This is a genomic window from Streptomyces phyllanthi, from assembly GCF_009377205.1.
Lineage (GTDB): Bacteria > Actinomycetota > Actinomycetes > Streptomycetales > Streptomycetaceae > Streptomyces > Streptomyces phyllanthi.
In genome coordinates this window covers 1-21,827 of sequence record NZ_VJZE01000071.1, presented here as the reverse complement: position 1 = coordinate 21,827, position 21,827 = coordinate 1, and the positions used below count along the sequence as shown (strand labels likewise).

Genomic DNA, 21,827 nt, shown 5'->3' with positions numbered 1-21,827 from the left:
CCACCCCAAGATCGCCGGCACCGGCCGCTAACCTTACGTGTCCGTCCTGGCCAGGGATCGACGGGCTACATATCACGCGAAGGGTTGCGCAACATGGGCATTCTTTCTCTCCTGCGGAACGCGTTCGGCCGCTCACGCAAGGGGCGCGACACCGACGCGACGGCACCCTCGCGGGAGGTTGAGCCGACCCCCACGGAGGAGCCGGCGGCAGCAACGGCGCCGACGTCGGCAAATGCAACGGCCCCGGCGACGGCGACGGCGACGGAGCCGAGGGTCCCGTCCCCGACGCCGGACCCCGAGCCTTCGGCGAGCCCCGAGCCCAAGCAGTCCGTCGTCGACGACCTGGTCTCGGCGGCCTTCGACAACGTGTCGGTACCGAAGCCGAGAGCTGAGGAGAGCAAGGCGGAGCCGACGGCCGAGCCGGAGGCCGAGCCGGAGGCGGCGCCGGTCGTTGAGCCGGAGGCTGCGGCCGAGCCGGAGGCGGCGCCGGTCGTTGAGCCGGAGGCGGCAAAGCCGGCGGCCGAGCCGGAGGCTGCGGCCGAGCCGGAGGCGGCGCCGGTCGTTGAGCCGGAGGCTGAGGCGGAGGCGCCTGCTCCCGAGGCGGAGCCGAAGGCCGAGGCACCGGTGGCCGAGCCGGAGCCGGAGGCCACGGCTGCAGTCGTTGAGCCGGAGGCTGAGGCTGAGGCGCCTGCCGCTGAGCCCGAGCCGCAGGCTGCTGTCGAGCCCAAGCCCGAGCCCGAGGCGGCCGAGGCACCGGAGCCGGTGGTCGAGCAGGCCCCGGAGCCCGAGCCGGTGGCCGAGGCTGAGCCCGTCACCGTGCCGGAGCCCGAGCCGGAGCCGGCGGTCGCGGAGACCGCGGAGCCCATCACCGCCGCTGCCGCCACTGCCACTGCCGCAGAGGCACCCGAGGAGACGAACGAGCCCGCGGCCGCCGACGGCGGGGAGGCCCCACAGGAGTCACCCGCAGCCGACGACGAGAGCAGCACGGGTGGTGCGGGTGGGAACACAGCCCCCGCCGAAGGCGAAGCCGAGGCGGCCCCGGAGCCGACGGCACCGGAACCCGCAACCGCCGCCGAGGGCGAAGCCGAGGCGTCCAAGCCCGCCGTACCAGCGGCGCGCCTCCGCTCGCGCGCCCCCGGCCTCGCCACCGCGTACAAGGCCGCCGGCGCCGCCCTGAAGAAGTACGACCTCACCAGCGCCCGCGCCAAGGTCTACCTCGTCCTCGACCGCTCCGCCTCGATGCGCCCGTACTACAAGGACGGCTCAGCCCAGGCCCTCGGCGAGCAGTCCCTCGCCCTGGCCGCCCACCTCGACCCCGAGGCCACCGTCCACGTCGTCTTCTTCTCCACGGAACTCGACGGCACCGGCGAGCTCACCCTCGACGAGCACGAGAACAAGATCGACGACCTCCACGCGGGCCTCGGCCGTATGGGCCGTACCAGCTACCACGCGGCGGTCGAGCAGGTCGTGACCCACTACGAGAAGTCCGGCGCCACGGCCCCCGCCCTGGTCCTCTTCCAGACGGACGGCGCCCCGGACGCCAAGACCCCCGCCACCCAGTCCCTCACGGACGCGGCGCGGAACCACCCGACCGTCTTCTTCTCCTTCATCGCCTTCGGTGACCCGGAGAACAAGGCCTTCGACTACCTCCGCAAGCTCAAGACGGACAACGCGTCCCACTTCCTCGCCGGCGAAACCCCCCTGGAGCTCACCGACAAGGAGCTCTACGAGGGCGTACTGGCGAACTGGCGCCCGTAACCACTCACCGTCACCACCGGGCCGGCCGCCCCTTCCCACGCCTCAAAACGGGAAGCGGGCGGCCCACCCGTTTCGGCTACGATTTCAAGGTTCCGTAGACGACCGACGAACACACACGATCGTCACCCCACGCAGCGACCTGGGAGCAGCCCGCGATGGCTCGACACCTCATCACCAGCGCCCTTCCGTACATCAACGGGATCAAGCACCTGGGCAACATGGTGGGGTCCATGCTCCCGGCGGACGTGTACTCCCGGTACCTCCGCCAGCGCGGCCACGACGTCCTCTACATCTGCGCCACGGACGAGCACGGCACCCCCGCCGAGCTGGCCGCCAAGGAGCAGGGCATCCCGGTCGACGAGTTCTGCGCCCAGGCGCACGACCAGCAGAAGGCGATCTACGACGGCTTCAACCTGGCCTTCGACTACTTCGGCCGCAGCTCGTCCCCCCAGAACCACGAGATCACCCAGGAGATCGCCCGCGAGCTGAAGTCCAACGGCTTCATCGAGGAGCGGGCCATCCGCCAGGTGTACTCGATCACGGACGGCCGCTTCCTCCCGGACCGCTACATCATCGGCACCTGCCCGCACTGCGGCTACGACAAGGCCCGCGGCGACCAGTGCGAGAACTGCACGCGCGTCCTGGACCCGACCGACCTGATCGACGCCCGCTCGGCGATCAGCGGCAGCAGCGACCTGGAGGTCCGCGAGACCAAGCACCTGTTCCTCCTCCAGTCGGCGCTGGCAGGCGAGGTGGAGTCGTGGGTCGACGAGCGCGCCGACAACTGGCCCGTCCTCGCCTCCTCCATCGCCCGCAAGTGGCTCACCGAGGGCCTGCACGACCGCGCGATCACCCGTGACCTGGACTGGGGCGTCCCGGTCCCGGCGGACACCTGGCCGGACCTGGCCGCCGAGGGCAAGGTCTTCTACGTCTGGTTCGACGCCCCGATCGAGTACATCGGCTCGACGAAGGAGTGGGCGGACCAGGACCCGGAGAACCGCGACTGGCGCTCGTGGTGGTGGGAGTCGGACGCGGACGTCCACTACACGCAGTTCATGGGCAAGGACAACGTCCCGTTCCACAGCGTGATGTTCCCGGCGACCCTGCTGGGCACCCGCGCCCCGTGGAAGAAGGTCGACGTCATCAAGGCCTTCAACTGGCTGAACTACTACGGCGGCAAGTTCTCCACCTCGCAGAAGCGGGGCGTCTTCACCCACGACGCCCTCGACATCCTGCCCGCCGACTACTGGCGCTACTTCATGATGGCGAACGCCCCGGAGTCGGACGACTCGTCGTTCACCTGGGAGCACTTCACCGCCACGGTGAACAAGGACCTGGCGGACACCCTCGGCAACTTCGTCAACCGCGTCCTGTCCTTCTCCCGCAAGCGCTTCGGCGACGAGGTTCCGGCGGGCGCCGAGCCCGGCGAGGCGGAGGCGAAGCTGGGCGAGGAGATCGCCCGCCTGCTCGCCGAGTACGAGTCCCAAATGGAGGCCATCCAGTTCCGCAAGGCGGCGGCCGCGCTGCGCGCCCTGTGGTCGGCGGGCAACTCGTACCTGGAGGAGAAGGCCCCCTGGCTGGAGATCAAGACCGACCAGGACGGCGCGGCCCTCACGCTCCGCACCGCGATGAACCTGATCCACCTCTACGCGGTGGTCTCGGAACCGTTCATCCCGACGTCCTCGGCGGCCATGCGCGGCGCGTTCGACCTGAAGGACGACTCGGCGACCTGGGTGACGGCGGACGAGGCCCGCGCCCTGTCCTCCGTCCCGGCCGGCACCCCCTTCACGGTCCCGCCGGTCCTCTTCGCCAAGCTCACGGACGAGGACCTGGAGACGTACAAGGAGCGCTTCGGCGGCGAGTCCGCGGAGTAGCGCGTACGCAACCCCCGCACCACCTGTGGGCGTCCCCTGCTACGAAAGTCAACCAAGTGGGGGGCACCCATGGCACTGTTCGGCAACGCGCACACCGTCGACCCCGGTCAGGCCCAGCAGGACTACGCGCGCCTGCTGGGACACGGCGAGACGGTGCACGCGGCGTACCTGCTGATCCGCGACACGATCCTGTTCACCGATCGCCGCCTGATCCTGGTCGACAAACAGGGCATCACCGGCAAGAAGGTGGAGTACCACTCCATCCCGTACCGCAGCATCACCCACTTCGCGGTCGAGACGGCCGGCACGTTCGACCTGGACGCCGAACTGAAGATCTGGCTCTCCGGCTCCGCCACCCCCGTCCAGAAGACCTTCACGAAGGGCGTGGACATCTACGAGGTCCAGGCGATCCTCACCCAGTTCGTCGCCAAGTAGACGCACGCGGGGGCCCGGGAATCCAGAGGGTTCCCGGGTACGCCGGACGCCGCATCCGGAGCAGCCCGCGCGCATAGTCCGGCGTCTGCAACAGCCCGTGAATGCTCAGCGGATCGTAGAGCTGTAGCTCAACCGCCTGCGCTTCCAACTTCGCCAGATCCCGAACCTTCTTCGGATGCCGAACCTTCTTCACGTCCTCCTTCATGGCCGCCAGCAACCCACCCGCCCCCAACACCTCGTCCGCCTTGTCCAGGAACTCGGGCCGGGGGATCCTCTTCCCTCCCTCCAGCTTGTAGATCTGGTCCTCGCCGTACCCCACCGCCGTCCCGAACTCGGTCGACACCTTGCTGCGGCTGGAGACGGAGGACGACGAGCCGCTTCTCCTCGCCGTCGAGGCCCAGGGCAAGAAGGACCCGGACAAGCCCGCGAGCTGGGCGTACTACGCCTCGTACCTGCTCACGAAGTACCGGCTGCAGCCGATGCTGCTGGTCGTCTGCCAGGACCGCGCGACCGCCGAATGGGCGGCGCGACCGATCCACTTCGGCCCTCGTCAGTGGCCCCTGCTCACCCTGCGTCCGCTCGTCGCCGGACCACACAACATGCCGGTGATCACCGACCCCGCAGTGGTCCGCAAGGACCCCGCTCTCGCCACGCTGTCCGCGATCACCCATGCCGCGGATCCGGACATCGGGGCCATACTCAAAACAATGACGACCGTGCTGCGGGACACACCCCCAGCCCTCGCCAACCCGATCATCGAACTCATCGCACAAGGCATGGGCAAGCACCCAGCCGCGGAACTGTGGAGGAAACTGGTGGCCGTGGACCTGTCTTTCTACAAGTCGCCCCTCTCCGAAGAAATCCGCGACGAAGGCCGCGTCGAAGGCGAGACGCGCCGCGCCGCTGAGGACGTCCTGGCCGTCCTGGCGGAGCGCGGCATCGATGTCTCCGAGGAGGCATGCGAACGCATCAACGGGTGCGGCGACCCGGAAATGCTGCGCCGCTGGCTCCGGCGTGCCGTCACCGCCCCAACAGCTGAGGACGTCTTCATGGACGAGTAGCCCTGGACCCCGGTGCGGATCCCGCCCCGGTCCGGTGGCGCCCGGCACCCGGTGCCCCACTCCGCTCGCGGCCCGACTCTGCCCCGGTCCCCGCCGGATAATCCGGCCGCGGCACCCTCTGGAGGAAAAGAAGGCCGACGAGTTGGTCAGGGCTGCAGAGGCGTTCCATGTACACGGCCGGGCCCACGACGGGATCGACCCGAAGGGCGGGGACGTCATCGTCCCGGGCGGCATGTTCACGTACCAAGTCGTCGTGCGGAGCGAGCGGGTTTATGTCGTCCAGATCACTTATCTCGGCTTCTGAGGGACAGAGGCTGCTACCGAGACACCGAGGCCTCGTGCGGGCCTCATGCGAGGCCGTCTGCCCCGGTGTGCGGCGAAAACGGGGCCCGGAACCGGACGTGGTTCCGGGCCCGACGCGTCCGACAAAGGCCGGGGGTGGCACGCCCCCGCTCAGGCGGCGTACGCGAGAGCGAGGGCGCCGACGACCGGAGCGGCGTAGACGAGCGGGAACGGAATGTGCGAGTACCACCTGGCCCGTGCCACGGTCACGGCGGCCCCGAGGAAGTAGAGCACCAGCCCCACCCCCGCCAGCACTCCGATCACGGGCACGAACAGCCCCACCAGCAGTCCCACGGCCCCGGCGGCCTTCGCCAGTCCGAGCCGGACCCACCACGACCGGGGCACTCCGTAGCTGTTGAGCGCCTGCACGATCCACTGGGCACGCATCAGCAGGACAGTGCCGGAGAAGCCGGCCATCAGGGCGGCGAGGATGGTGACGACGACATGTGCGGTCTGCATGAGGGGCTCCTTCATCAGGTGAAGTCGTGCGGCGGTGTGCCCGCCGTATCCCTGACGCGAGGCGGCGCGAAGGTGTGACGGGAAGCCCTGAGGATTTCGCCCCGCGGATTTCGCCCCGCGGATTTCCCTGACGGCGCTCATGTGTTCGAACAGCGAGGAGCGCCCGGGGCTCCGTCGCCCCGGGCGCTCTCACCACCCCCGTGTGCCGAGCGTCAGGAGAGCACTCCCGCGCCGGTCGTCTTCTCCAGCTCCGTCGGCAGGTTCTTCGCCGACGACTGGAGGCCGGCGGTGAGGGCCGGCTTCCAGTTCACCGTCGTCTTCAGCTTCTTCGAGTTCGCGGAGTTGTACGCGGCCACGATGTCGGTCTCGGTGCCGTTGACGAGGTTCCCGGTGCCCGCGACCGAGCCGGTGCCGTCGCCGCTCAGGAGCTTCGCGACCTTCGCGCCGGAGGGCAGCTTGAAGAAGTTGCGCTCGGCGACGACCTGGGCCTTGGCGCGGGAGTCGATGCTGTACTTGGGCGCGTAGCCGTTGAGCGTGGTCGTGTCGTAGACGTTGTTGTAGATGTGGATCTGGCCGATACGGGCCAGCGGGGCGCGCTGGACGATGCCCTTCCACACGTTGTGGTGGATGCTGACGCGCAGCTTGCCGGTGGAGTCGGTGTCGCTGCTGCCGATCAGCATCGTCTTGTCGTGGTTGAGGAACTGGTTGCGCTCGACGGTCACCAGGTCGGAGCCGTTGGTGATGTCGAGGGCGCCGTCGTGGACCTGGTACTTGCGGCCGAAGTACGTCGCCTCGGTCTTGTCGAAGGTCGGCGCGTCGGTGAACGTGTTGTGGTCCGCCCAGACGTTCGTCGCGCCGCGCAGGGTGACGGAGTCGTAGTTGGAGTTCCACTCGCCGGACGAGCCGTCGGTCGGGTCCCACTGCGGGAAGCAGTCCTGGGTGTCCGCGAAGGTGAGGTTGCGGATGATGACGTTCTTCACGTTCTGCACCTGGAGGCTGCCGCCCGTGATGCCCGCCTTGGTGCCCGGGACGCCCACGATGGTGGTGTTGGAGGGCACCTTGAAGACGATGTTCTTCTTCTGCTTGGCCTCGGCGGCCTCGCGGGCGTTCTCCTGCGTGCCCGCCGGCGCCTTCTTGCCGTAGGTCGCCGGGTCGAACGCCTTGAGGTAGGCGGAGAGCGAGTAGCCGGTCCCGGAGGCGTAGTCGGCGCAGGTCAGCTTCTTGCCGGAGTCGTTCGTGTTGGCGTCGATGGTGCCCTTGATCTTGATGATCTTCGGGGTGGAGTCGGTTCCCGAGCCCAGCGCCTTCGCCAGCTGGGCACGGGTGCTGACGGTGAACACGTGCGCGGAGTCGGCGGTGGAGCCACCGGTCGTACCGGAACCGGAGGCCGCCCAGCCGTCCTTGCCGGGCAGCGTCTGGCGGGCCAGCTCGACGGGGCCCGCGTTCGCGTTCATCACGAAGGGGACGGCGCCCAGACCCGCGGCGGCCACGGCGGCGGCGGAGACGAGAACGGTACGGCGTCGACGGAGGGACCGGCGATGGGAGGCAGAGGCCACGGAGGAGTCCTTACGCGGTTCGGTGGAACACGTGGATCGTGTGGAGGCCCGGTGAAGCGGGCTTCCAACTCCTCTGTGGCCGCGGGGTTCTGAAAGGTTGCCAGGTCCGTGGGATTCGTGTGACTGCCGTGATTGCTGTGGATTGCCTGGTTGACCCGGGTCTCGGTCGCCGGGTCCCGGTCCGGCGTGACGGCCGTCAGGAGCAGCCTGTGACGGCCGTCAGGGGGAAGCCCGTGACGGCCGTCAGGGGGAGTCCATGACGGCCGTCACGTGGGCGGATGCTCCAGCCTACTGCCGGCCGCCCGGGCCCCTGCCGAAACCGCCCTCGGGGGCCTCGCCCGCCGTGACCGTGGCGATCTTCTTCGCCGAGCCGAGCTTGCCCGACTCCGCCAGACCGCCCGTTTCGGAGCCCGATGTGCTGCCGCCCGAGTAGACCGTGTACTTCTCGCCGCTCTCGATGCCCTCGCCCGAGTAGACGACGTTCTGGATCGTCTTGGAGGTGACGTACGACGCCACGACCTCGCCGTCGGAGTCGACGATGTGCAGGGTCGTACCGGCGTCGACGGCCGAGTCGAGCGTGGCCGAGAGCCAGCCCTGCCCGGACTCGCTGTCCGGGGCGACGACCATGCCCGCGCTGCCCGCTGCCAGGAGGGTGCCGCCGCTGACGGTGAAGCTGCCGTTGACGTCGAGTGCGCCGTTGCCGTTCATGGTGGGGCCGTTGACGACGACCGTGCCGCCGGTGATCTCGGCGGTGCCGTTGGAGTCGAAGCCGTCCCCGTCGGAGTTGATGACGAGGGTGCCGCCGGTGACCTTGGCCGAGTAGTCGCCGACGGACTCACCGCCACCGCCGCCGCCCGGGCCACCACCACCGGGGCCGCCCTGACCACCCTGCTCACTCGAAGTCGCCGTACTCCCGGACGCGTTGACGCCGTCGTCCTTGGACGTGACGTTCGTGGTGCCGCCCTGGACCAGGATGTCCTTGCCCTCCAGGCCCTCGTTCGAGGTGGTGATCTCCAGCGAGCCCTTGCTGATGACCAGGTCACCCTCGGCGTGCACACCGTCGTCGCCGGCGGCGAGGGTCGTGTCGGCGCCGTTGAGGTGGACGGCCGCGTCGGTGTGGAGCGCGTCGGCGGAGGCCTCGGCCTGGACGGTGCCGCCCTCCAGGACGGTGATCACGCCGGACTTCAGCGCGTGCGCGGAGGAGTCGTCGGAGGCCTTGCTGGTGACGTTCACCTTCCCGCCGGTCACGACGAGGTCGGTGGCCGCGTCGAGGCCGTCGCCCTCGGAGGTCACCTTCACGGTGCCGCCGTCGACGGTGATGTAACCGGCGTCCTCCTCGTCGGCGTTGTCGGACTTCAGCCCGTCGCCCTTGGCGGTCACGGTGACCGTGCCGCCGTTCACGACGAGGTAGTCCTTGCCGCGGATACCGTCGTCCGCGGCCTCCACGGTGACGGTGCCGCCCTCGATGACCAGCCCGTCCTTGCTCGCGATCGCGTCGTTGCCGTTCCCCTTCACCGTGAGCGAGCCGCTGCCGCCGATCGTCAGGTCGCCCGCGCTGTAGAGGGCGGCGTTCGCCTCGGCGTCCTCCGCGTACGAGTCCGTGTCGCCGATCGTGTTCTCGCTGCCGTCGGCGAGCACGACCACGAGCCGCTCCGCCTCGGTGGCGGCGATCGCGGCGCCGGAGGAGCTGGAGATGTCGACACCGTCGAGGACGAGCTTCACGGTGGCCTCGGGAGCCGTGACGACGATCTGCCCGTCGGAGAGGTCGCCGCTGAGCCGGTAGGTTCCGCTCGCCGTGATGGTCACGGTGGAGCCGTCGACGTCCACGCCCTTGCCGTCCGCCGAGGCGGAGTCGCCCTTCAGCTCGATGTCCACGGCGTCGGACGCGTCGTACTCCGTGTCGCCGTCCTCGGCGTGCACGTCCTCGTTGTCGGCGAGGACGGCGGCCGCGTTCCGGGTACCGTCCACGGCCGCCGCGGCACTCGCACTCGTACTGTCCGACGACGAGCCGGATTCGGAGTCGCTCCCCGAGCACCCGGCCAGCGCGGCCGTGGCGAGGGCGACGGACGCGAGAGCGGCGGCGGCCTTCGTACGGAACAGCCGTACGGCTCTCTTCCTCAGGATGCTGCTCTTCTTGCTCTTCATGCTCTTCGTGGTCTTCGTGGTCTTCGTGGTCAGGCGCATGTTCATGCGGGAACCCCGTTCGGTGCGGGTGCGGTGGGAAAGTGGCGCCGCAGGACGGGCAGCCAGCGGTTGGCGGGCAGTTCGGGCCGGAGGGCGGCGAGCCCGGTGCCGTACTTGGACACGGGGCACGGCCGGTGTCTCAGCGACCACAGCAGCCGGTCGGCGCTGGAGCCCGCCCGCCCGGCCTTGGTCTCGACGATGGCCCGCTCGGGGGTCCGCAGCCCGGTCCCGTCGGGCAGCACCCAGGTCAGATCGGTGTCGACGGTGAGCCGGCTCCCGCTGGCGGGCAGGAACAGGGTCGTGCGCCGGTAGCGGGTGGTGAGCGCGGGCGCGAAGCGGAAGCGCCGCGCGTTGATACCGGCCTCGCCGAGCATCTCGTCGGCGTACGCCCGCGCCTCGTCGCTCAGCCGGCGCAGGTCGCCCTCGTACGGGATGCGCTGCTTGACGGTGGTGCCACGGGGGCCGCGGGTCTTCACCTCGAAGAAGTGCTGCCCGGAGTCGAGGTAGGTCCGTATCCGCAGCTTGAACCGCCGCCGGCGGCGCCGGGCGGCCCCGAGGTACCCGTCCATGTCGGGGGTGTCGAAGTAGACGGACCGGTACCCGAACTGCCGCTGCCCTTCGACCTCCAGCACCTGCACGTCCTCTTCGAGGCCACCGATCAGGAGCGGCAGTTCGACGACGGGCAGCATGTACTTGCGGTCCAACCGGGTCAGCAGCTCGGCGCGCTCCACCAGCTCCTCGAGCCCGATGGGACGCAGCGCCCCGACGACCGGCGCGACGGAGTCGACGGTCGTCATGCCCGGACTCCCTGTCCCTGCCCCTGCCCCTGCTGCCGCACGCGGGTGCCGGCCTCCTGCGGCGCGGGCGCGCCGGAGGTGACGACATACCGGACCTCGACCAGGGTCGTGTCGTTGACGAGGTCGACGTTCTGCACGGACAGGTTCACCACGCGCCCTCCCAGCATCACTTCCAGGTGGGCCCGCAGAGCCGCCTCGTCCGTGTACGCGGTGTCGAGCCGGAGGCTCCGCTGCCGGTACCGCCCGAACAGCCGGGGGTGGTCGCCGATGTACAGCGTGACGACGATCAGCGCCATGAGGGAGGCCGTCAGCACGCTCAGGTGCTCCGGCAGCCCGACGAGCAGTCCGAGGGCGAGTGCGGAGAAGTAGTACGCGATCTCGTGCTGCGCGATCTCGGACGACCGCAGCCGGATGATCGACAGCACGCCGAACAACCCCATCCCGAGCCCGATCCCCACCTGGGCGGAGCTCAGCGTCATCGCGACGGCGAGCACGCCGACGTTGACGCCGAGGAAGGCTGCGACGAGGTCGCGGCGGTGGTGGCGCGGGAAGTAGACACCGAAGGTCAGTGCGGAGATGGCAGCCAGATCGGCGCCCACGAGGATGAGCTGGTCCATGACAAAGGACGATCGCGGGTCATCCTTTGAGTGCCCTTTGTCTTTCCTTAACCTGGGTTGAGAAGTACGGCGGGCGAAGGCCGGGTGAACTGCTGGTGTCCGACTGGCGCCTGCCCCTTTCCCGGGATAATCAGGACATGACCACTCCGCGCACACGAGCCGCTCCATGAACGAGACCGAGCTCGTCCGCCGACGTCTGCTGTCCGACTCCCTCGTCGTCGGCGCCCCCTATCCCCTGGCCCTCACCGGCGACTACGCGGTCGAGGCGCACGGCCTGGTGGAGGTGGCGGAAGCGGCGGAAGGGCGGGACCGCCGCCCGGCACGGGTGCTGGAGGTGGCGACCGAGAGCCCCGAGCCCATGGAGCGGATCGTGGCCGCGGTCCGTGTCGCCCTGGAGGAACGCGGCTGGCGCGTACGCCCCGTGGAGACCGACCCGCTCTCCGCCCGGCTGCTGGTCACCGACCCCGGCACGGACGAGAGGAACACGCTCGACGTCCTCAAGGAGACCCTCTGGCGCCCACCCGTGGAGACCTCCCTGGGCCTGGCCCTCTCCCTTGAGGACGCCATCGGGACCAAGGTCCGCGCGCTGGCCGGCCGCGGCCTCGCCCGCGACCTCGTCGCCGTCCACGCCGCGGCGGACCACTGGAGCTTCCCCGAACTGGAGGAACTCGGCCGCCGCCACGCCCCCGACGCCTTCGACCTCACCGATCTCCAGTCCCGTCTGGAGGGCACCGAGTGGGTCGCCGACCGGGAATTCACTGGCTACGGCCTCGACGAACAGGCCATCATGGCCCTCCGCCAGTGGGCCCAGTCCTGGGCCGACGACATCGCCGAGCGTCTGCTGGAGGAGGAGGCGCTGGAGCCTCCGCCGGACGAATGAGGTGCCGGACGCCCCTCGTACGACCGACGTGCCGGACGCCCCTCGTGCGACCGACGCGCCGAACGCCCCTCGTGCGACCCGCGTGCGACCTCGGAGGACTGTGAGCAGAAGACGATACGTCGCCCGGGGCGTACCCGGTGGCTACCGCATCTGGGACAACCGCAGACGCGGCTGGTGGGGCGACCACTACGAGCTCTGCCCCGACGACCTGATCACCGAGCTGAACGGCGCGGCGGACCAGAAGAGGATCACGGAGCTGATGAGACGGTACCGGGCGCTCAAACGCTAGGGCCTGTCGTCCCTGGGTTCCCCTCAGGCCTGCGTCATCCGGCGCCGTACTGCCGGGCGACGCGCCGGATCTCCTGCACGGCACCCGGCTGCTGGAACAGCATCGCCCCGGCCTCGTTCCCGTCGTGGTGGACGCGCAGCCGCGGGCCGTCGGTGATCACGCGGAGCTCCCGCCACGGGTGCCGCCACAGCAGGACCGAGCGCTCCCACATCTCCATGCCGTGGGTGGTCACACGGAGTTGGTACTGCGGCCCCTCGTGCGCCGAGGGCGGGTTGTGCTCGGTGTACGGGGGCCGGACGGTGTAGGTGCCGACCACCTTCTCCCCGGGTTCGAGGACCTCGTCGCGGATGCCGCGCCGGCGGCCGATCCGCACTCCGGTCCAGGCCCCGAGCCCGGCCGCCGGCACAGCCACCGCCACCAGCGCCCACCAGGGCAGACCCGCCTCGGCTCCGGGACCGACGACCGCCACGACCGCGAGGAGCGCCGTCACGGCGGCGCCGATCCGCTCGGCCCGGCCGATGCGCCTTCTTGAGCCTTCGTCCATGTCCCGGGTCCCCTTCGTGCCGACGATGTGCCGACGATGTGCCGCAGGAAGATACGTGAGGGCAGGCCGCCGACTCCGACCAACTGCGGTGTCCCTTCTAATGGTTCGACAGGTCCGCGGGCCCCGGGGACACTTTCCGTGATGACACAGCGAACCGATACGCCTCCCGCCTGGGACGAGCGCACCCAGCTGGCCACCTTCCTCGACTACGCCCGCGAGACGGCGCTGGCCAAGTGCGAGGGCCTGTCCGCAGAGAACGCGCGCAAGGCCCCGCTCCCGGCGTCCCCGCTCATGACGGTGTGCGGACTCATCAGCCACCTGCGGTGGGTCGAGTACCACTGGTTCCAGGTGATGTTCCTGGGGGAGGAGCCCGCGGGCCCGCTCACGGAGGCGACCGACGAGGACCCGGATCCCGAGATGCGGCTGGCGGTGGACATCCCGCTGCCGCAGCTCATCGCCGAGTACCAGGAGCAGAGCGACCGCTACCGCCGCCTGGTGGCCGACCACGGCCTCGACTCGACGGCCCGGCGCCCTCTCGGCGACGGCCGCCACGCCGACCTCCGCTGGATCGTCCTCCACCTCATCGAGGAGATCTCCCGCCACAACGGCCACCTCGACGTCGTACGCGAACTGGTCGACGGACGGACCGGCGTCTAGGACGTCACGTCACCTGGGGTGCGTGGACCTCCGGTCCTGCGCACCCCTTTTGTGCACTCACGTATACACGCCTTTGTCCACGCACGTGTCCACGCACCTGTGCACGCACGTATACACGTCACGTATACACACCACGTATACATGGCGTGTATAGTCACGGGCATGTCCATCGGCCATGCACTGCTCGGGCTCCTGGAGTCCGGCCCCCGCCACGGTTACGACCTCAAGCGGGCCTTCGACGAGAAGTTCGGTCACGACCGTCCGCTGCACTACGGGCAGGTCTACTCGACCATGTCCCGGCTGCTGAAGAACGGCCTCGTCGAGGTCGACGGCGTCGAGGCCGGCGACGGTCCGGACCGCAAGCGGTACGCGATCACGGATGCCGGGATCACGGATGTCGCCCGGTGGCTGGCGACTCCCGAGAAGCCGGAGCCCTACCTCCAGTCGACGCTCTACACCAAGGTCGTCCTCGCGCTGATGACCGGGCGCGACGCCTCGGACCTGCTGGACACCCAGCGGGCCGAGCATCTGCGGCTGATGCGGATCCTCACCGACCGCAAGCGTCGCGGAGACCTCGCGGACCAACTGGTCTGCGACCACGCCCTGTTCCACCTGGAAGCGGATCTGCGCTGGCTGGAACTGACCGCCGCTCGCCTCGACGGGCTCACCAAGGAGGTACGCGGATGATGCCCGCCGGTCCCCTGCTCGCCGCCGACAGCCTGCACAAGGCCTACGGACCGACACCCGCCCTCGACGGCGCGGACTTCTCCATCCACGGCGGAGAGGTCGTCGCCGTGATGGGCCCGTCCGGCTCCGGGAAATCGACCCTGCTGCACTGCCTGGCCGGGATCGTCACCCCGGACTCCGGCACCATCACCTACGCGGGCCGCGAGCTGTCCGCGATGAACGACACCGAGCGCAGCGCCCTGCGCCGCAGCGACTTCGGCTTCGTCTTCCAGTTCGGCCAGCTGGTGCCCGAGCTGACCTGCGTCGAGAACGTCGCCCTGCCGCTGCGTCTGAACGGCGCCGGGCGGAGGGACGCCGAGCGCACCGCGCTCGCCTGGATGGAGCGCCTCGAGGTCGACGACCTGGGGGGCAAGCGGCCCGGCGAGGTCTCCGGCGGCCAGGGCCAGCGGGTCGCCGTCGCCCGCTCGCTGGTCACCAACCCCAAGGTGCTCTTCGCCGACGAGCCCACCGGCGCCCTGGACTCCCTCAACGGCGAGCGCGTCATGCAGCTGCTCACCGACGCGGCCCGCTCGGCGGGCGCCGCCGTCGTGCTCGTCACGCACGAGGCCCGGGTCGCTGCCTACTCCGACCGCGAGATCGTCGTACGCGACGGCAGGTCCCGCGACATGGAGCGGGTCGTATGAGCAGCCGACTGGCCCATCCCGACAAGGACATCACCACGGACGGCCAGGGCACGGGCCCGGGCGCGGGCCAGGGCACGGGCCCGGCCGGCGGCCGCGCGGGCAAGGGCACCACCTGGCTCCAGGACCTCCTCATGGGCGTCAGGTTCGCCGTCGCCGGCGGCAGGGAGGGGTGGATACGGACCGCCCTGACCGCCCTCGGTGTCGGCCTCGGTGTCGCCCTGCTGCTGGCCACCACGGCCATCCCCGCCGCGATCGACGCCCGCGACCAGCGCGACCGCGACCGCTCGGTGGGCGAGGTGGCCGAGCGCAAGGGCCCGGACGCCGTGCTGGTGAAGGAGGAGAACACCCAGTTCAGGGACCTGGGCATCACCGGCCGCCTGCTGCAGGCGGAAGGCCGGGACGCCCCGGTGCCACCGGGGCTGACCCGGCTGCCGGGGCCGGGCGAGATAATGGTCTCCCCGGAGCTGGCCGCGCTGCTCGACACCCCCGAAGGCAGGGAACTGCTCGCTCCCCGGTTCCCGTACGAGCGGGTCGGCACCATCTCGGAAGCCGGTCTGATCGGACCCAAGGAGCTCGCGTTCTACGCCGGAACCGACGCCTTCACGGGGGGCGAGGACTTTGTCACCCGGGTGACCTCCTTCGGCGACACGTATCCCTCCGAGCCATGGGACGACCCCGTCCTGCTGCTCCTGGTCGTGGTCATGTTCGTCGTGCTGCTGACGCCGGTGGCCATCTTCGTCGCCACCGCCGTCCGCTTCGGCGGTGAACGCCGCGACCGGCGGCTGGCCGCGCTGCGGCTGGTCGGCGCCGACGCGGCCGGCACACGCAGGATCGCGGCGGGCGAGGCCGCCGCGGGCGCGCTCCTCGGGGTCCTCGCCGGCTTCGCGTTCTTCCTCGCCGTACGACAGCTCGCCGACGACTTCACCGTGGTCATCGAGACCCGGTTCTTCCCCTCCGACTTCGCCGTGGACCCGGCGCTCGCCCTGCTGGTGACGCTCGCCGTGCCGTGCGCCGCCGTCCTCGTCACGCTGTTCGCGATGCGCGGGGTGGTCGTCGAACCGCTGGGCGTGGTCCGCGCCTCCAAGACCGCGAAGCGGCGGCTGTGGTGGCGGCTGGTGCTGCCACTGGCCGGTCTGGGGCTCCTGTACCCGATGATCGGGCAGGGCGAGGACGACGGCGAGTTCAGCGAGTGGCAGGTCACCGGCGGCGTGGTCCTGCTGCTGGTGGGTGTGACCGCGCTGCTGCCCTGGCTGGTGGCGTTCACGGTGGCACGGCTCGGTGGCGGTCCGGTCTCCTGGCAACTGGCGGTCCGCAGGCTCCAGATGTCCAGCAGCGCCGCGGCCCGCCCAGTCAACGGCATCGCGGTCGCGGTGGCCGGGGCGATCGCGCTGCAGACCTTCTTCGTCTCCGTTCAGGGGGACTACCAGAAGGACACCGGCATGGACCCCAGCCGTGCGCAGCTCCAGGTGATGGTTCCCCGCCAGACCGAAGCGTCCCGGATACCCGGGATCACGAAGACCATCAGCGAGGCGAAGGGCGTCACCAGGGTCACCGCACTGGGCGACACGGAGGCGCTCGCGGACAACGACCCGGAGGGGTACTTCTCCGTGACCGTCGGCGACTGCGCCGCGCTGGCCCTGGTCGCCAAGCTCGACACGTGCTCCGAGGGCGACCTGTTCCTGCTGCGCATGGACCACGAGGCCGAGGAGTACACCCCCGAGGGCGAGGTGAAGCCCGGCCAGAAGGTGCTGCTCAACCCGGACGGGAGCGCGTACGAGCCGCCCGTCGAATCGGTCCGCTGGACCGTGCCGGAGGACGCGGAAACCGCCGAGGCCCGTCGCGACCCCACCGGACTGCTGCGCGACGGCATCATCGCCACCCCCTCCGCGCTGCCCGGGCTCGTATCGGGCTCCTACCGCTACAGCGCCTACGTCACCCTGGACCCGGCCGTCCCGGACGCCCGCGAATACGCCCGGAACGCGGTCGCCCAGGCCGACCCGCTGCTGTACCCCGTGCGGCTGGAGGAATACCGCGTGGTCGGACGCTTCCAGTCGGTGACCAAGGGGCTGCTGATCGGCTCCGTCGCGGTGATGCTGCTGATCGGCGCCAGCCTCTTCGTCTCCCAGATGGAGCAGCTGAGGGAACGCCGGAAACTCCTCGCCGCCCTGGTCGCCTTCGGTACCCGCCGCCGTACCCTCTGCGCCTCGGTCCTGTGGCAGACGGCCGTGCCCATCGCCCTCGGCATCACCCTCGCCACCGCCACCGGTCTCGCCCTCGGCGCGGTCCTGCTGGGCATGGTCGACCGGTCGGTCCGGTTCGACTGGACGGCGGTCGGCATCATGGCCGGTACGGGTGCGGGCGTGGTCATGGTGGTGACCGCGCTGAGCCTGCCTTCGCTCTGGCGCATGATGCGACCGGAGGGCCTGCGCACGGAGTAGTCAGGGCATCGCGGTACTGCGGTACTGCGGTACTGCGAAAGGGCGCCGTGCGGCGCGGTGGTGAATCTCCGGATCCGCCACGACGCACGGCGCCCTTTCTCGAACCTGCGGGTGGAGCGCGGCCGCTGCCGGTACTCCTACTCCCCGTAGTCCTCGGCGAGTTCCCGCACATCCACGTCAGGGGACGCGAGGACCGCCTCACGCCACCGTCCCAGCAGGTCGGACGCACCGACATCGTCCAGCAGCATCGCCAGGGCCTGCATGGCGAAGACGTCGGTGACCTCCTCGCGCAGCGTCGCGGCCGTCAGCGGGGCCAGCTCGGCGTGCAGGGCCTCGGCGTACTCGGGCCCGGAGCCACTCAGTCTGCGCAGTACGAGCCGGGCGAAGATACCGGGCCGCCCCAGGCTCAGGGAGCAGGAGTAGAGCTCCGGCACAACGGCTCGTACCAGCTCCGGGCGGTTCCAGCCCACGTCCATGAGCAGGTCCAGCGCGGCGAACATGTCGCCGCCGTCGTTCAGCGCCTTCCGCACCGCCGGCAGCGGGTCGGTCTCGAACAGCGCCCGCCTGGCCTCGCTGTACCTGTCGCTCGCCCGGACGAAGTCGTCCCAGGCCTCCTCGGCCTCGCTCTTCTCCTCCTCCCGCAGCCGGTCCAGCACTTCCCGCCAGAACGAACCCATCGCTCAGTACAGCTTGTTGACGGCCGTGACGGTGGTGTTTTTGAAGTCGTCGACCTGGGCGTGCTGGAAGTCGCCCATCTGGCCCCACCGGACAAGGGTCACGGTCCTGCCGTCCCGGCCGACCGAGTACAGGTTGATGTCGGAAGCCCCCCACGTGGCGGTGGTGTGGACGCCGTAGACGTACGCGCCCTCCTCCACGTTCAGCCTGCCGTAGTACTTCTGCGCCGCGGTGACGTCGGGGTACTGCTGCATCAGCTTCTCCGCGCAGCCGGCGAGGTCCTTGCGCAGCAGGGCCGCGAACTTCTTGGCCCGCTTCTCGCTGCGCTCCACGACCGTCACCTGCAGGGCGTTGGTGTCGAGGTCGGTCCAGTACGAGCGGTGGCTCGCGATCGACGGCAGCAGCTCGCCCCCGCACGCGGGCAGCGCTTCCGGCTGCCCGGCGGTGACGGGACCGGCGTACCAGGGCGACGTCGGGTGCGGCGGCAGCTCGCTCGGTGCCAGGTACCGCGGTGTGCCTGACGCCGACGCGGCGGCCGCCGGAACAGCGGCCACGGCGACGGCGGCTCCGGCCGCCACAGCGGCCAGGGCCGCCGCGGCACGTCGGGTACGTCGGGTGCCTCGACTGCGGACGTTCATGACTCCCCCATGGTTGGTGGTCGGTCGTTGTGTGATGGCTGGTCAAGCCGGTCCGCCGGCCTCCGGAGCTGCGGGCCGACCCACACTTCGTACGACCCGCCGCCACCCGAACGGGTTGTGCCCGCTTTTGTCACAGCTCCGTACCTTGTGCCACCGCGCGGCGGGGCATCGAGGGACGTAGCTTGCCGGGATCGCAGTTGTGGGCTCTCTGCGGCAGCTGTATTCCCGGATGTCGGGAGGTCGGTGGCCCGCTGCCGCCCGGGGAGTGGGGATCGTGCGCCACCGGCGCGGCTGTCGGCCCGCGGGCTCAGGCGAGGGCGGCGACCAGCAGGGTGAAGGCGGCGATGATGACGGCGACGCGGACGTAGTGGAAGCGGTCCCAGCGGTTCATCTGCTCCTTCCAGTCCTCGGGCCGGTTCTCGGGGGTCCATGTCTTGCCCCGGTTGTTGATCGGGACGAGCAGCAGAAGCGACATGACCACGCTGAGGATCAGCAGCACGCCGGCGGTGACGACGAGGCCGGTGCCGTGGTGGTCCCATCCGGCGACGGCCCAGACAGCGACGAGGACGAGCGAGGTGATGTACCAGACCGGCATCACGGCGCCGAGCATCCGGCCCCCGTGGGCCCGGCCGAGTTGGTCACTGTCACCGGGGAGTGCGTTGAGGATCGGGTTGATGACGAAGGCGACGGAGAACTCCACCCCCACCATCACGCCGACGACCACGGTGGTGAACACCTCGAGTGCGTTGAGCATGATGACCCCTCCTGGGATCTAGCGCCGCTAGATGATGAGGCAACGCTAGTACTACTGCCGCTCGATTGTCTAGCAGTGCTAGAATCGAGCCATGTCGGTACAGGAACGCAAGCAGCGCGAACGAGCGGAGCGCGAACGCCTCATCGTGGCCACGGCCCGCGAACTCGCCGAGCAGCAGGGCTGGGACGCGGTCACCACCCGCCGGCTCGCCGAGCGCATCGAATACAGCCAGCCCGTCCTCTACAGCCACTTCCGCGGCAAGCGCGAGATCATCGGCGCCGTCGCCCTCGAGGGTGCCGCCGAGATGGCCGCGGCGCTGCGGGCCGCGACCTCCGCCGCGGACGGCCCCCGCGCCCGGGTCACCGCCCTCGCCCGCGCCTACCTCGACTTCGCCGAACGCAACCCGGCGGTCTACGACGCCATGTTCCGGCTCGACGGCGGCCTGGCGTTCGCACACGAGGACACCCCAGAACCTCTGAAGGACGCCTTCGCCGCCCTGCTGGAGAGCCTCGGCGAGGTCGCCGGGGACGGCGTCCACCCGGGACTGTTCACCGAGACGTTCTGGGCGGCCCTGCACGGACTGGCCACCCTGACACGGGCGCGACGGCTCCCGCCGGAGGACACCGAGCGGAGGACGGAGCTGCTGGTGGACCGGCTCGCCATGCTCTGACGCACCGTCCCGGCGGGCACACGGCCGGGGCCCTCGGGCCCCGCGGCCTGCCTGCGGCATCGCTTCCGGTCATTCGCGCCCACACGAGGGCCGGCGGACTTCACAGAACGGACCGCGAGGTCGAAGTCGATGTCTGCGCAGCGCATGTCGGTGAAGAAGACCGCCGAGGTGACGCGACCTGCGAACGCGTCGCCGCCCACCGCCGTGCCCGCTCCGAGTGCCCGTGACCGTCGGAAGATCAGTCGCCCAGGTCCGGCTGCCGCGCCGGGAGCGGGCTGACCCGTTCGCCGTGCTGGTCGAAGACGAAGAGGTGGCCGAGGTCGACGAGGAGGGGGACCCGCATACCGTGGCGGAGTTCGATGTCGGGGGTGGTGCGGACCACCAGGTCACCGGGGAGGCGGCTCTCCTGCGCGGCCGGTGCCGGCCGGTCGGGCTCCACGTCGTGCGGGCGGTCCAGGACCACCGTCGGGCCGCCGCGCAGGGCGCCCGCGCGCTCCCGGATACGGTTCAGGACCGTGCCCTCACGGCGGTGACGAAGGGTGCGGACGGGGGTCGGGGCTTCCAGGTCCGGTACGACGGCGGGCTGGGAGCCGGTGCTGAAGTGGACCAGGACCTCGTGCCCCTGGTACTCGACGTGCTCGACCAGGCCGCCGATCGGCACCTCTCCGGGACGTGCGGCGGCGGGCCCGGCGATGCGGATCGCCTCCGAGCGCAGTCCGACGATGACCTCCCGGCCCTGCTGCACGCGCAGCATCTGGTGGTCCAGGGACAGGGGTTCGGGCAGACGCAGGTACTGGCGGCCCAGGCTGATGGACATCGCGCCGTCGAGCGGGGCGCGGACCAGGCCGCGCAGCAGGTTGATGCGCGGCGTGCCGATGAAGGCGGCGACGAAGACGTTCCGGGGCAGGGCGTACACCGAGCGCGGGGTGCCCACCTGCTGGAGCACGCCTCCGCGCAGTACGGCGACCCGGTCGCCGAGCGACATGGCCTCGGCCTGGTCGTGGGTCACGTACACCGTCGTGACGCCGAGCTTCCGGGTGAGCGTGGAGATCTCGGCTCGCAGGTGGTTGCGGAGCTTGGCATCGAGGTTGGACAGCGGCTCGTCCATGAGGAAGGCGGTGGGCTTGCGCACGATGGCCCGCCCCATGGCCACGCGCTGGCGCTCGCCGCCGGAGAGCTGGCGGGGGTAGCGGTCGAGGAGGGCCTCGATGCCGAGCATGCGGGCCGTCGCGTCCACGCGGGGGGCCGGGTCCTCGCCGGGCCTCTCGATGCGCAGCGGGAAGCCGATGTTGCCGCGACTCGTCATGTTCGGGTAGAGGGCGAAGTTCTGGAAGACCATCGCCATCTCCCGATCCGAGGGGGGCAGGTCATTGGCGTACTCGCCGTCGAGCAGCAGCTCGCCGTCGGTGATCTCCTCAAGGCCGGCGATCATCCTGAGCACGGTGGACTTGCCGCAGCCGGACGGCCCGAGCAGCACGAGGAGCTCGCCCGGCGCGATGTCGAGTGAGAGGCGGTCCACCACGCGAACACCTCGCGTGTAGGACTTGCTGACGTGGTGCAGAGAGATGGCGCGTGTCATGGCAGACGCCCCCGAGGGCTCGCTGAGCGCTGATGCTCCGCTGTCGGAGGTCCCGGGCGGTCGCACGGGACGTGTGAGTCACGGAAATTAACGGACCGCACGTGTCGGGGGGAAGACCCTGCCGCGATCGGATGTCCCGTGCGTCCCCGGAGGTCACTCCGAGCAGGGAGCCGTCAAGAACACGGACGGTGCGACAGGACGGCCCGGAGGAGGGCGGCCAGGGCGTGGGGGGTGACGGGGAGTACGCGGG

Annotated in this window: 22 protein-coding genes and 1 pseudogene; 12 read left to right on the top strand and 11 right to left on the bottom strand. The window is 70.4% G+C overall.

Annotation, left to right across the window (positions count from 1 at the left end):
• The first annotated feature begins 93 nt into the window (after window positions 1-93).
• The 3 genes from FNH04_RS13360 (at window position 94) to FNH04_RS13350 (ending at window position 4,067) form a co-directional block, all read left to right on the top strand.
• The gene (locus FNH04_RS13360) at window positions 94-1,758 is read left to right on the top strand and encodes a VWA domain-containing protein (protein ID WP_152783757.1); all 1,665 of its coding nucleotides are present in this window, start codon (window positions 94-96) and stop codon (window positions 1,756-1,758) included.
• Between the two features lie 155 nt (window positions 1,759-1,913).
• Window positions 1,914-3,632, top strand: a complete 1,719-nt coding sequence (gene metG, locus FNH04_RS13355; protein WP_152783755.1) for a methionine--tRNA ligase — start codon at window positions 1,914-1,916, stop codon at window positions 3,630-3,632.
• 69 nt (window positions 3,633-3,701) lie between these two features.
• Window positions 3,702-4,067: a PH domain-containing protein gene (locus FNH04_RS13350; RefSeq protein WP_152783753.1), complete on the top strand. Its 366-nt coding sequence runs from the start codon at window positions 3,702-3,704 to the stop codon at window positions 4,065-4,067.
• A 37-nt stretch (window positions 4,068-4,104) separates the two neighbouring features.
• Here FNH04_RS13350 and FNH04_RS13345 read toward each other — a convergent pair.
• Window positions 4,105-4,401, bottom strand: a pseudogene (locus tag FNH04_RS13345) (Scr1 family TA system antitoxin-like transcriptional regulator); the annotation flags it as partial.
• On the opposite strand from FNH04_RS13345, the gene FNH04_RS13340 reads away from it, so the two are divergent.
• Together FNH04_RS13340 and FNH04_RS46520 are read left to right on the top strand one after the other, a co-directional pair.
• Complete coding sequence (locus tag FNH04_RS13340; RefSeq protein ID WP_322723004.1) at window positions 4,364-5,128, top strand: hypothetical protein; 765 nt, start codon at window positions 4,364-4,366, stop codon at window positions 5,126-5,128. The pseudogene FNH04_RS13345 and the gene FNH04_RS13340 sit on opposite strands and share 38 nt — an antisense overlap.
• A 142-nt stretch (window positions 5,129-5,270) precedes the next feature.
• Window positions 5,271-5,432 carry a hypothetical protein gene (locus tag FNH04_RS46520; protein WP_194236662.1) on the top strand — a complete coding sequence of 54 codons (162 nt, stop codon included), beginning with the start codon at window positions 5,271-5,273 and terminating at the stop codon, window positions 5,430-5,432.
• 149 nt (window positions 5,433-5,581) lie between these two features.
• On the opposite strand, the gene FNH04_RS13330 is transcribed toward FNH04_RS46520, so the two are convergent.
• The 5 genes from FNH04_RS13330 to FNH04_RS13310 all read right to left on the bottom strand — a co-directional run bounded on the left by FNH04_RS13330 (window position 5,582) and on the right by FNH04_RS13310 (window position 11,083).
• The gene (locus tag FNH04_RS13330) at window positions 5,582-5,929 is read right to left on the bottom strand and encodes a DoxX family protein (RefSeq protein WP_152783747.1); all 348 of its coding nucleotides are present in this window, start codon (window positions 5,927-5,929) and stop codon (window positions 5,582-5,584) included.
• Window positions 5,930-6,141: 212 nt separating this feature from the next.
• Complete coding sequence (locus FNH04_RS13325) at window positions 6,142-7,485, bottom strand: pectate lyase family protein (protein WP_322723001.1); 1,344 nt, start codon at window positions 7,483-7,485, stop codon at window positions 6,142-6,144.
• A 288-nt stretch (window positions 7,486-7,773) separates the two neighbouring features.
• A complete protein-coding gene (locus tag FNH04_RS13320; protein WP_228031340.1) occupies window positions 7,774-9,675 on the bottom strand; it encodes a carbohydrate-binding domain-containing protein in 1,902 nt (633 codons plus the stop codon).
• Entirely contained in the window at window positions 9,672-10,466 is a 795-nt protein-coding gene (locus FNH04_RS13315; RefSeq protein WP_152783744.1) for a polyphosphate polymerase domain-containing protein, read from the bottom strand. The genes FNH04_RS13320 and FNH04_RS13315 overlap by 4 nt, the downstream gene beginning before the upstream one ends.
• Window positions 10,463-11,083: a DUF4956 domain-containing protein gene (locus FNH04_RS13310; protein WP_152783742.1), complete on the bottom strand. Its 621-nt coding sequence runs from the start codon at window positions 11,081-11,083 to the stop codon at window positions 10,463-10,465. Before FNH04_RS13310 ends, FNH04_RS13315 begins: the two co-directional genes overlap by 4 nt.
• Window positions 11,084-11,249: 166 nt before the next feature.
• Here FNH04_RS13310 and FNH04_RS13305 point away from each other — a divergent pair, with 166 nt between their 5' ends.
• Window positions 11,250-11,963 (top strand): nucleotidyl transferase AbiEii/AbiGii toxin family protein, encoded by a 714-nt coding sequence (locus tag FNH04_RS13305; protein ID WP_152783740.1) that lies wholly within the window; start codon window positions 11,250-11,252, stop codon window positions 11,961-11,963.
• A gap of 100 nt (window positions 11,964-12,063) precedes the next feature.
• The gene (locus tag FNH04_RS13300; RefSeq protein ID WP_322723000.1) at window positions 12,064-12,252 is read left to right on the top strand and encodes a hypothetical protein; all 189 of its coding nucleotides are present in this window, start codon (window positions 12,064-12,066) and stop codon (window positions 12,250-12,252) included.
• A 34-nt stretch (window positions 12,253-12,286) separates the two neighbouring features.
• Here the strand turns inward: FNH04_RS13300 and FNH04_RS13295 are convergent, their stop codons facing one another.
• Window positions 12,287-12,796: a hypothetical protein gene (locus FNH04_RS13295; RefSeq protein WP_228031339.1), complete on the bottom strand. Its 510-nt coding sequence runs from the start codon at window positions 12,794-12,796 to the stop codon at window positions 12,287-12,289.
• Window positions 12,797-12,937: 141 nt separating this feature from the next.
• Between FNH04_RS13295 and FNH04_RS13290 the strand changes: the two genes are divergently transcribed.
• The 4 genes from FNH04_RS13290 to FNH04_RS13275 all read left to right on the top strand — a co-directional run bounded on the left by FNH04_RS13290 (window position 12,938) and on the right by FNH04_RS13275 (window position 17,261).
• On the top strand, window positions 12,938-13,453 hold the full coding sequence (locus tag FNH04_RS13290) for a DinB family protein (protein WP_152783738.1): 516 nt from the start codon (window positions 12,938-12,940) through the stop codon (window positions 13,451-13,453).
• 162 nt (window positions 13,454-13,615) lie between these two features.
• Window positions 13,616-14,140, top strand: a complete 525-nt coding sequence (locus FNH04_RS13285) for a PadR family transcriptional regulator (RefSeq protein ID WP_152783736.1) — start codon at window positions 13,616-13,618, stop codon at window positions 14,138-14,140.
• On the top strand, window positions 14,137-14,823 hold the full coding sequence (locus tag FNH04_RS13280) for an ABC transporter ATP-binding protein (protein WP_152783734.1): 687 nt from the start codon (window positions 14,137-14,139) through the stop codon (window positions 14,821-14,823). The genes FNH04_RS13285 and FNH04_RS13280 overlap by 4 nt, the downstream gene beginning before the upstream one ends.
• Entirely contained in the window at window positions 14,820-17,261 is a 2,442-nt protein-coding gene (locus FNH04_RS13275) for an ABC transporter permease (protein WP_152783732.1), read from the top strand. The genes FNH04_RS13280 and FNH04_RS13275 overlap by 4 nt, the downstream gene beginning before the upstream one ends.
• 137 nt (window positions 17,262-17,398) lie before the next feature.
• On the opposite strand, the gene FNH04_RS13270 is transcribed toward FNH04_RS13275, so the two are convergent.
• The 3 genes from FNH04_RS13270 to FNH04_RS13260 all read right to left on the bottom strand — a co-directional run bounded on the left by FNH04_RS13270 (window position 17,399) and on the right by FNH04_RS13260 (window position 19,328).
• Entirely contained in the window at window positions 17,399-17,938 is a 540-nt protein-coding gene (locus FNH04_RS13270; RefSeq protein ID WP_152783730.1) for a hypothetical protein, read from the bottom strand.
• A gap of 3 nt (window positions 17,939-17,941) precedes the next feature.
• On the bottom strand, window positions 17,942-18,574 hold the full coding sequence (locus FNH04_RS13265; protein ID WP_152783728.1) for a hypothetical protein: 633 nt from the start codon (window positions 18,572-18,574) through the stop codon (window positions 17,942-17,944).
• A 307-nt stretch (window positions 18,575-18,881) separates the two neighbouring features.
• Window positions 18,882-19,328 carry a DUF1772 domain-containing protein gene (locus FNH04_RS13260; protein WP_152783726.1) on the bottom strand — a complete coding sequence of 149 codons (447 nt, stop codon included), beginning with the start codon at window positions 19,326-19,328 and terminating at the stop codon, window positions 18,882-18,884.
• A 91-nt stretch (window positions 19,329-19,419) separates the two neighbouring features.
• On the opposite strand from FNH04_RS13260, the gene FNH04_RS13255 reads away from it, so the two are divergent.
• Window positions 19,420-19,998 (top strand): TetR/AcrR family transcriptional regulator, encoded by a 579-nt coding sequence (locus FNH04_RS13255; RefSeq protein WP_152783724.1) that lies wholly within the window; start codon window positions 19,420-19,422, stop codon window positions 19,996-19,998.
• 238 nt (window positions 19,999-20,236) lie between these two features.
• On the opposite strand, the gene FNH04_RS13250 is transcribed toward FNH04_RS13255, so the two are convergent.
• Complete coding sequence (locus FNH04_RS13250; RefSeq protein ID WP_152783722.1) at window positions 20,237-21,577, bottom strand: ABC transporter ATP-binding protein; 1,341 nt, start codon at window positions 21,575-21,577, stop codon at window positions 20,237-20,239.
• Window positions 21,578-21,827: the final 250 nt, after the last annotated feature.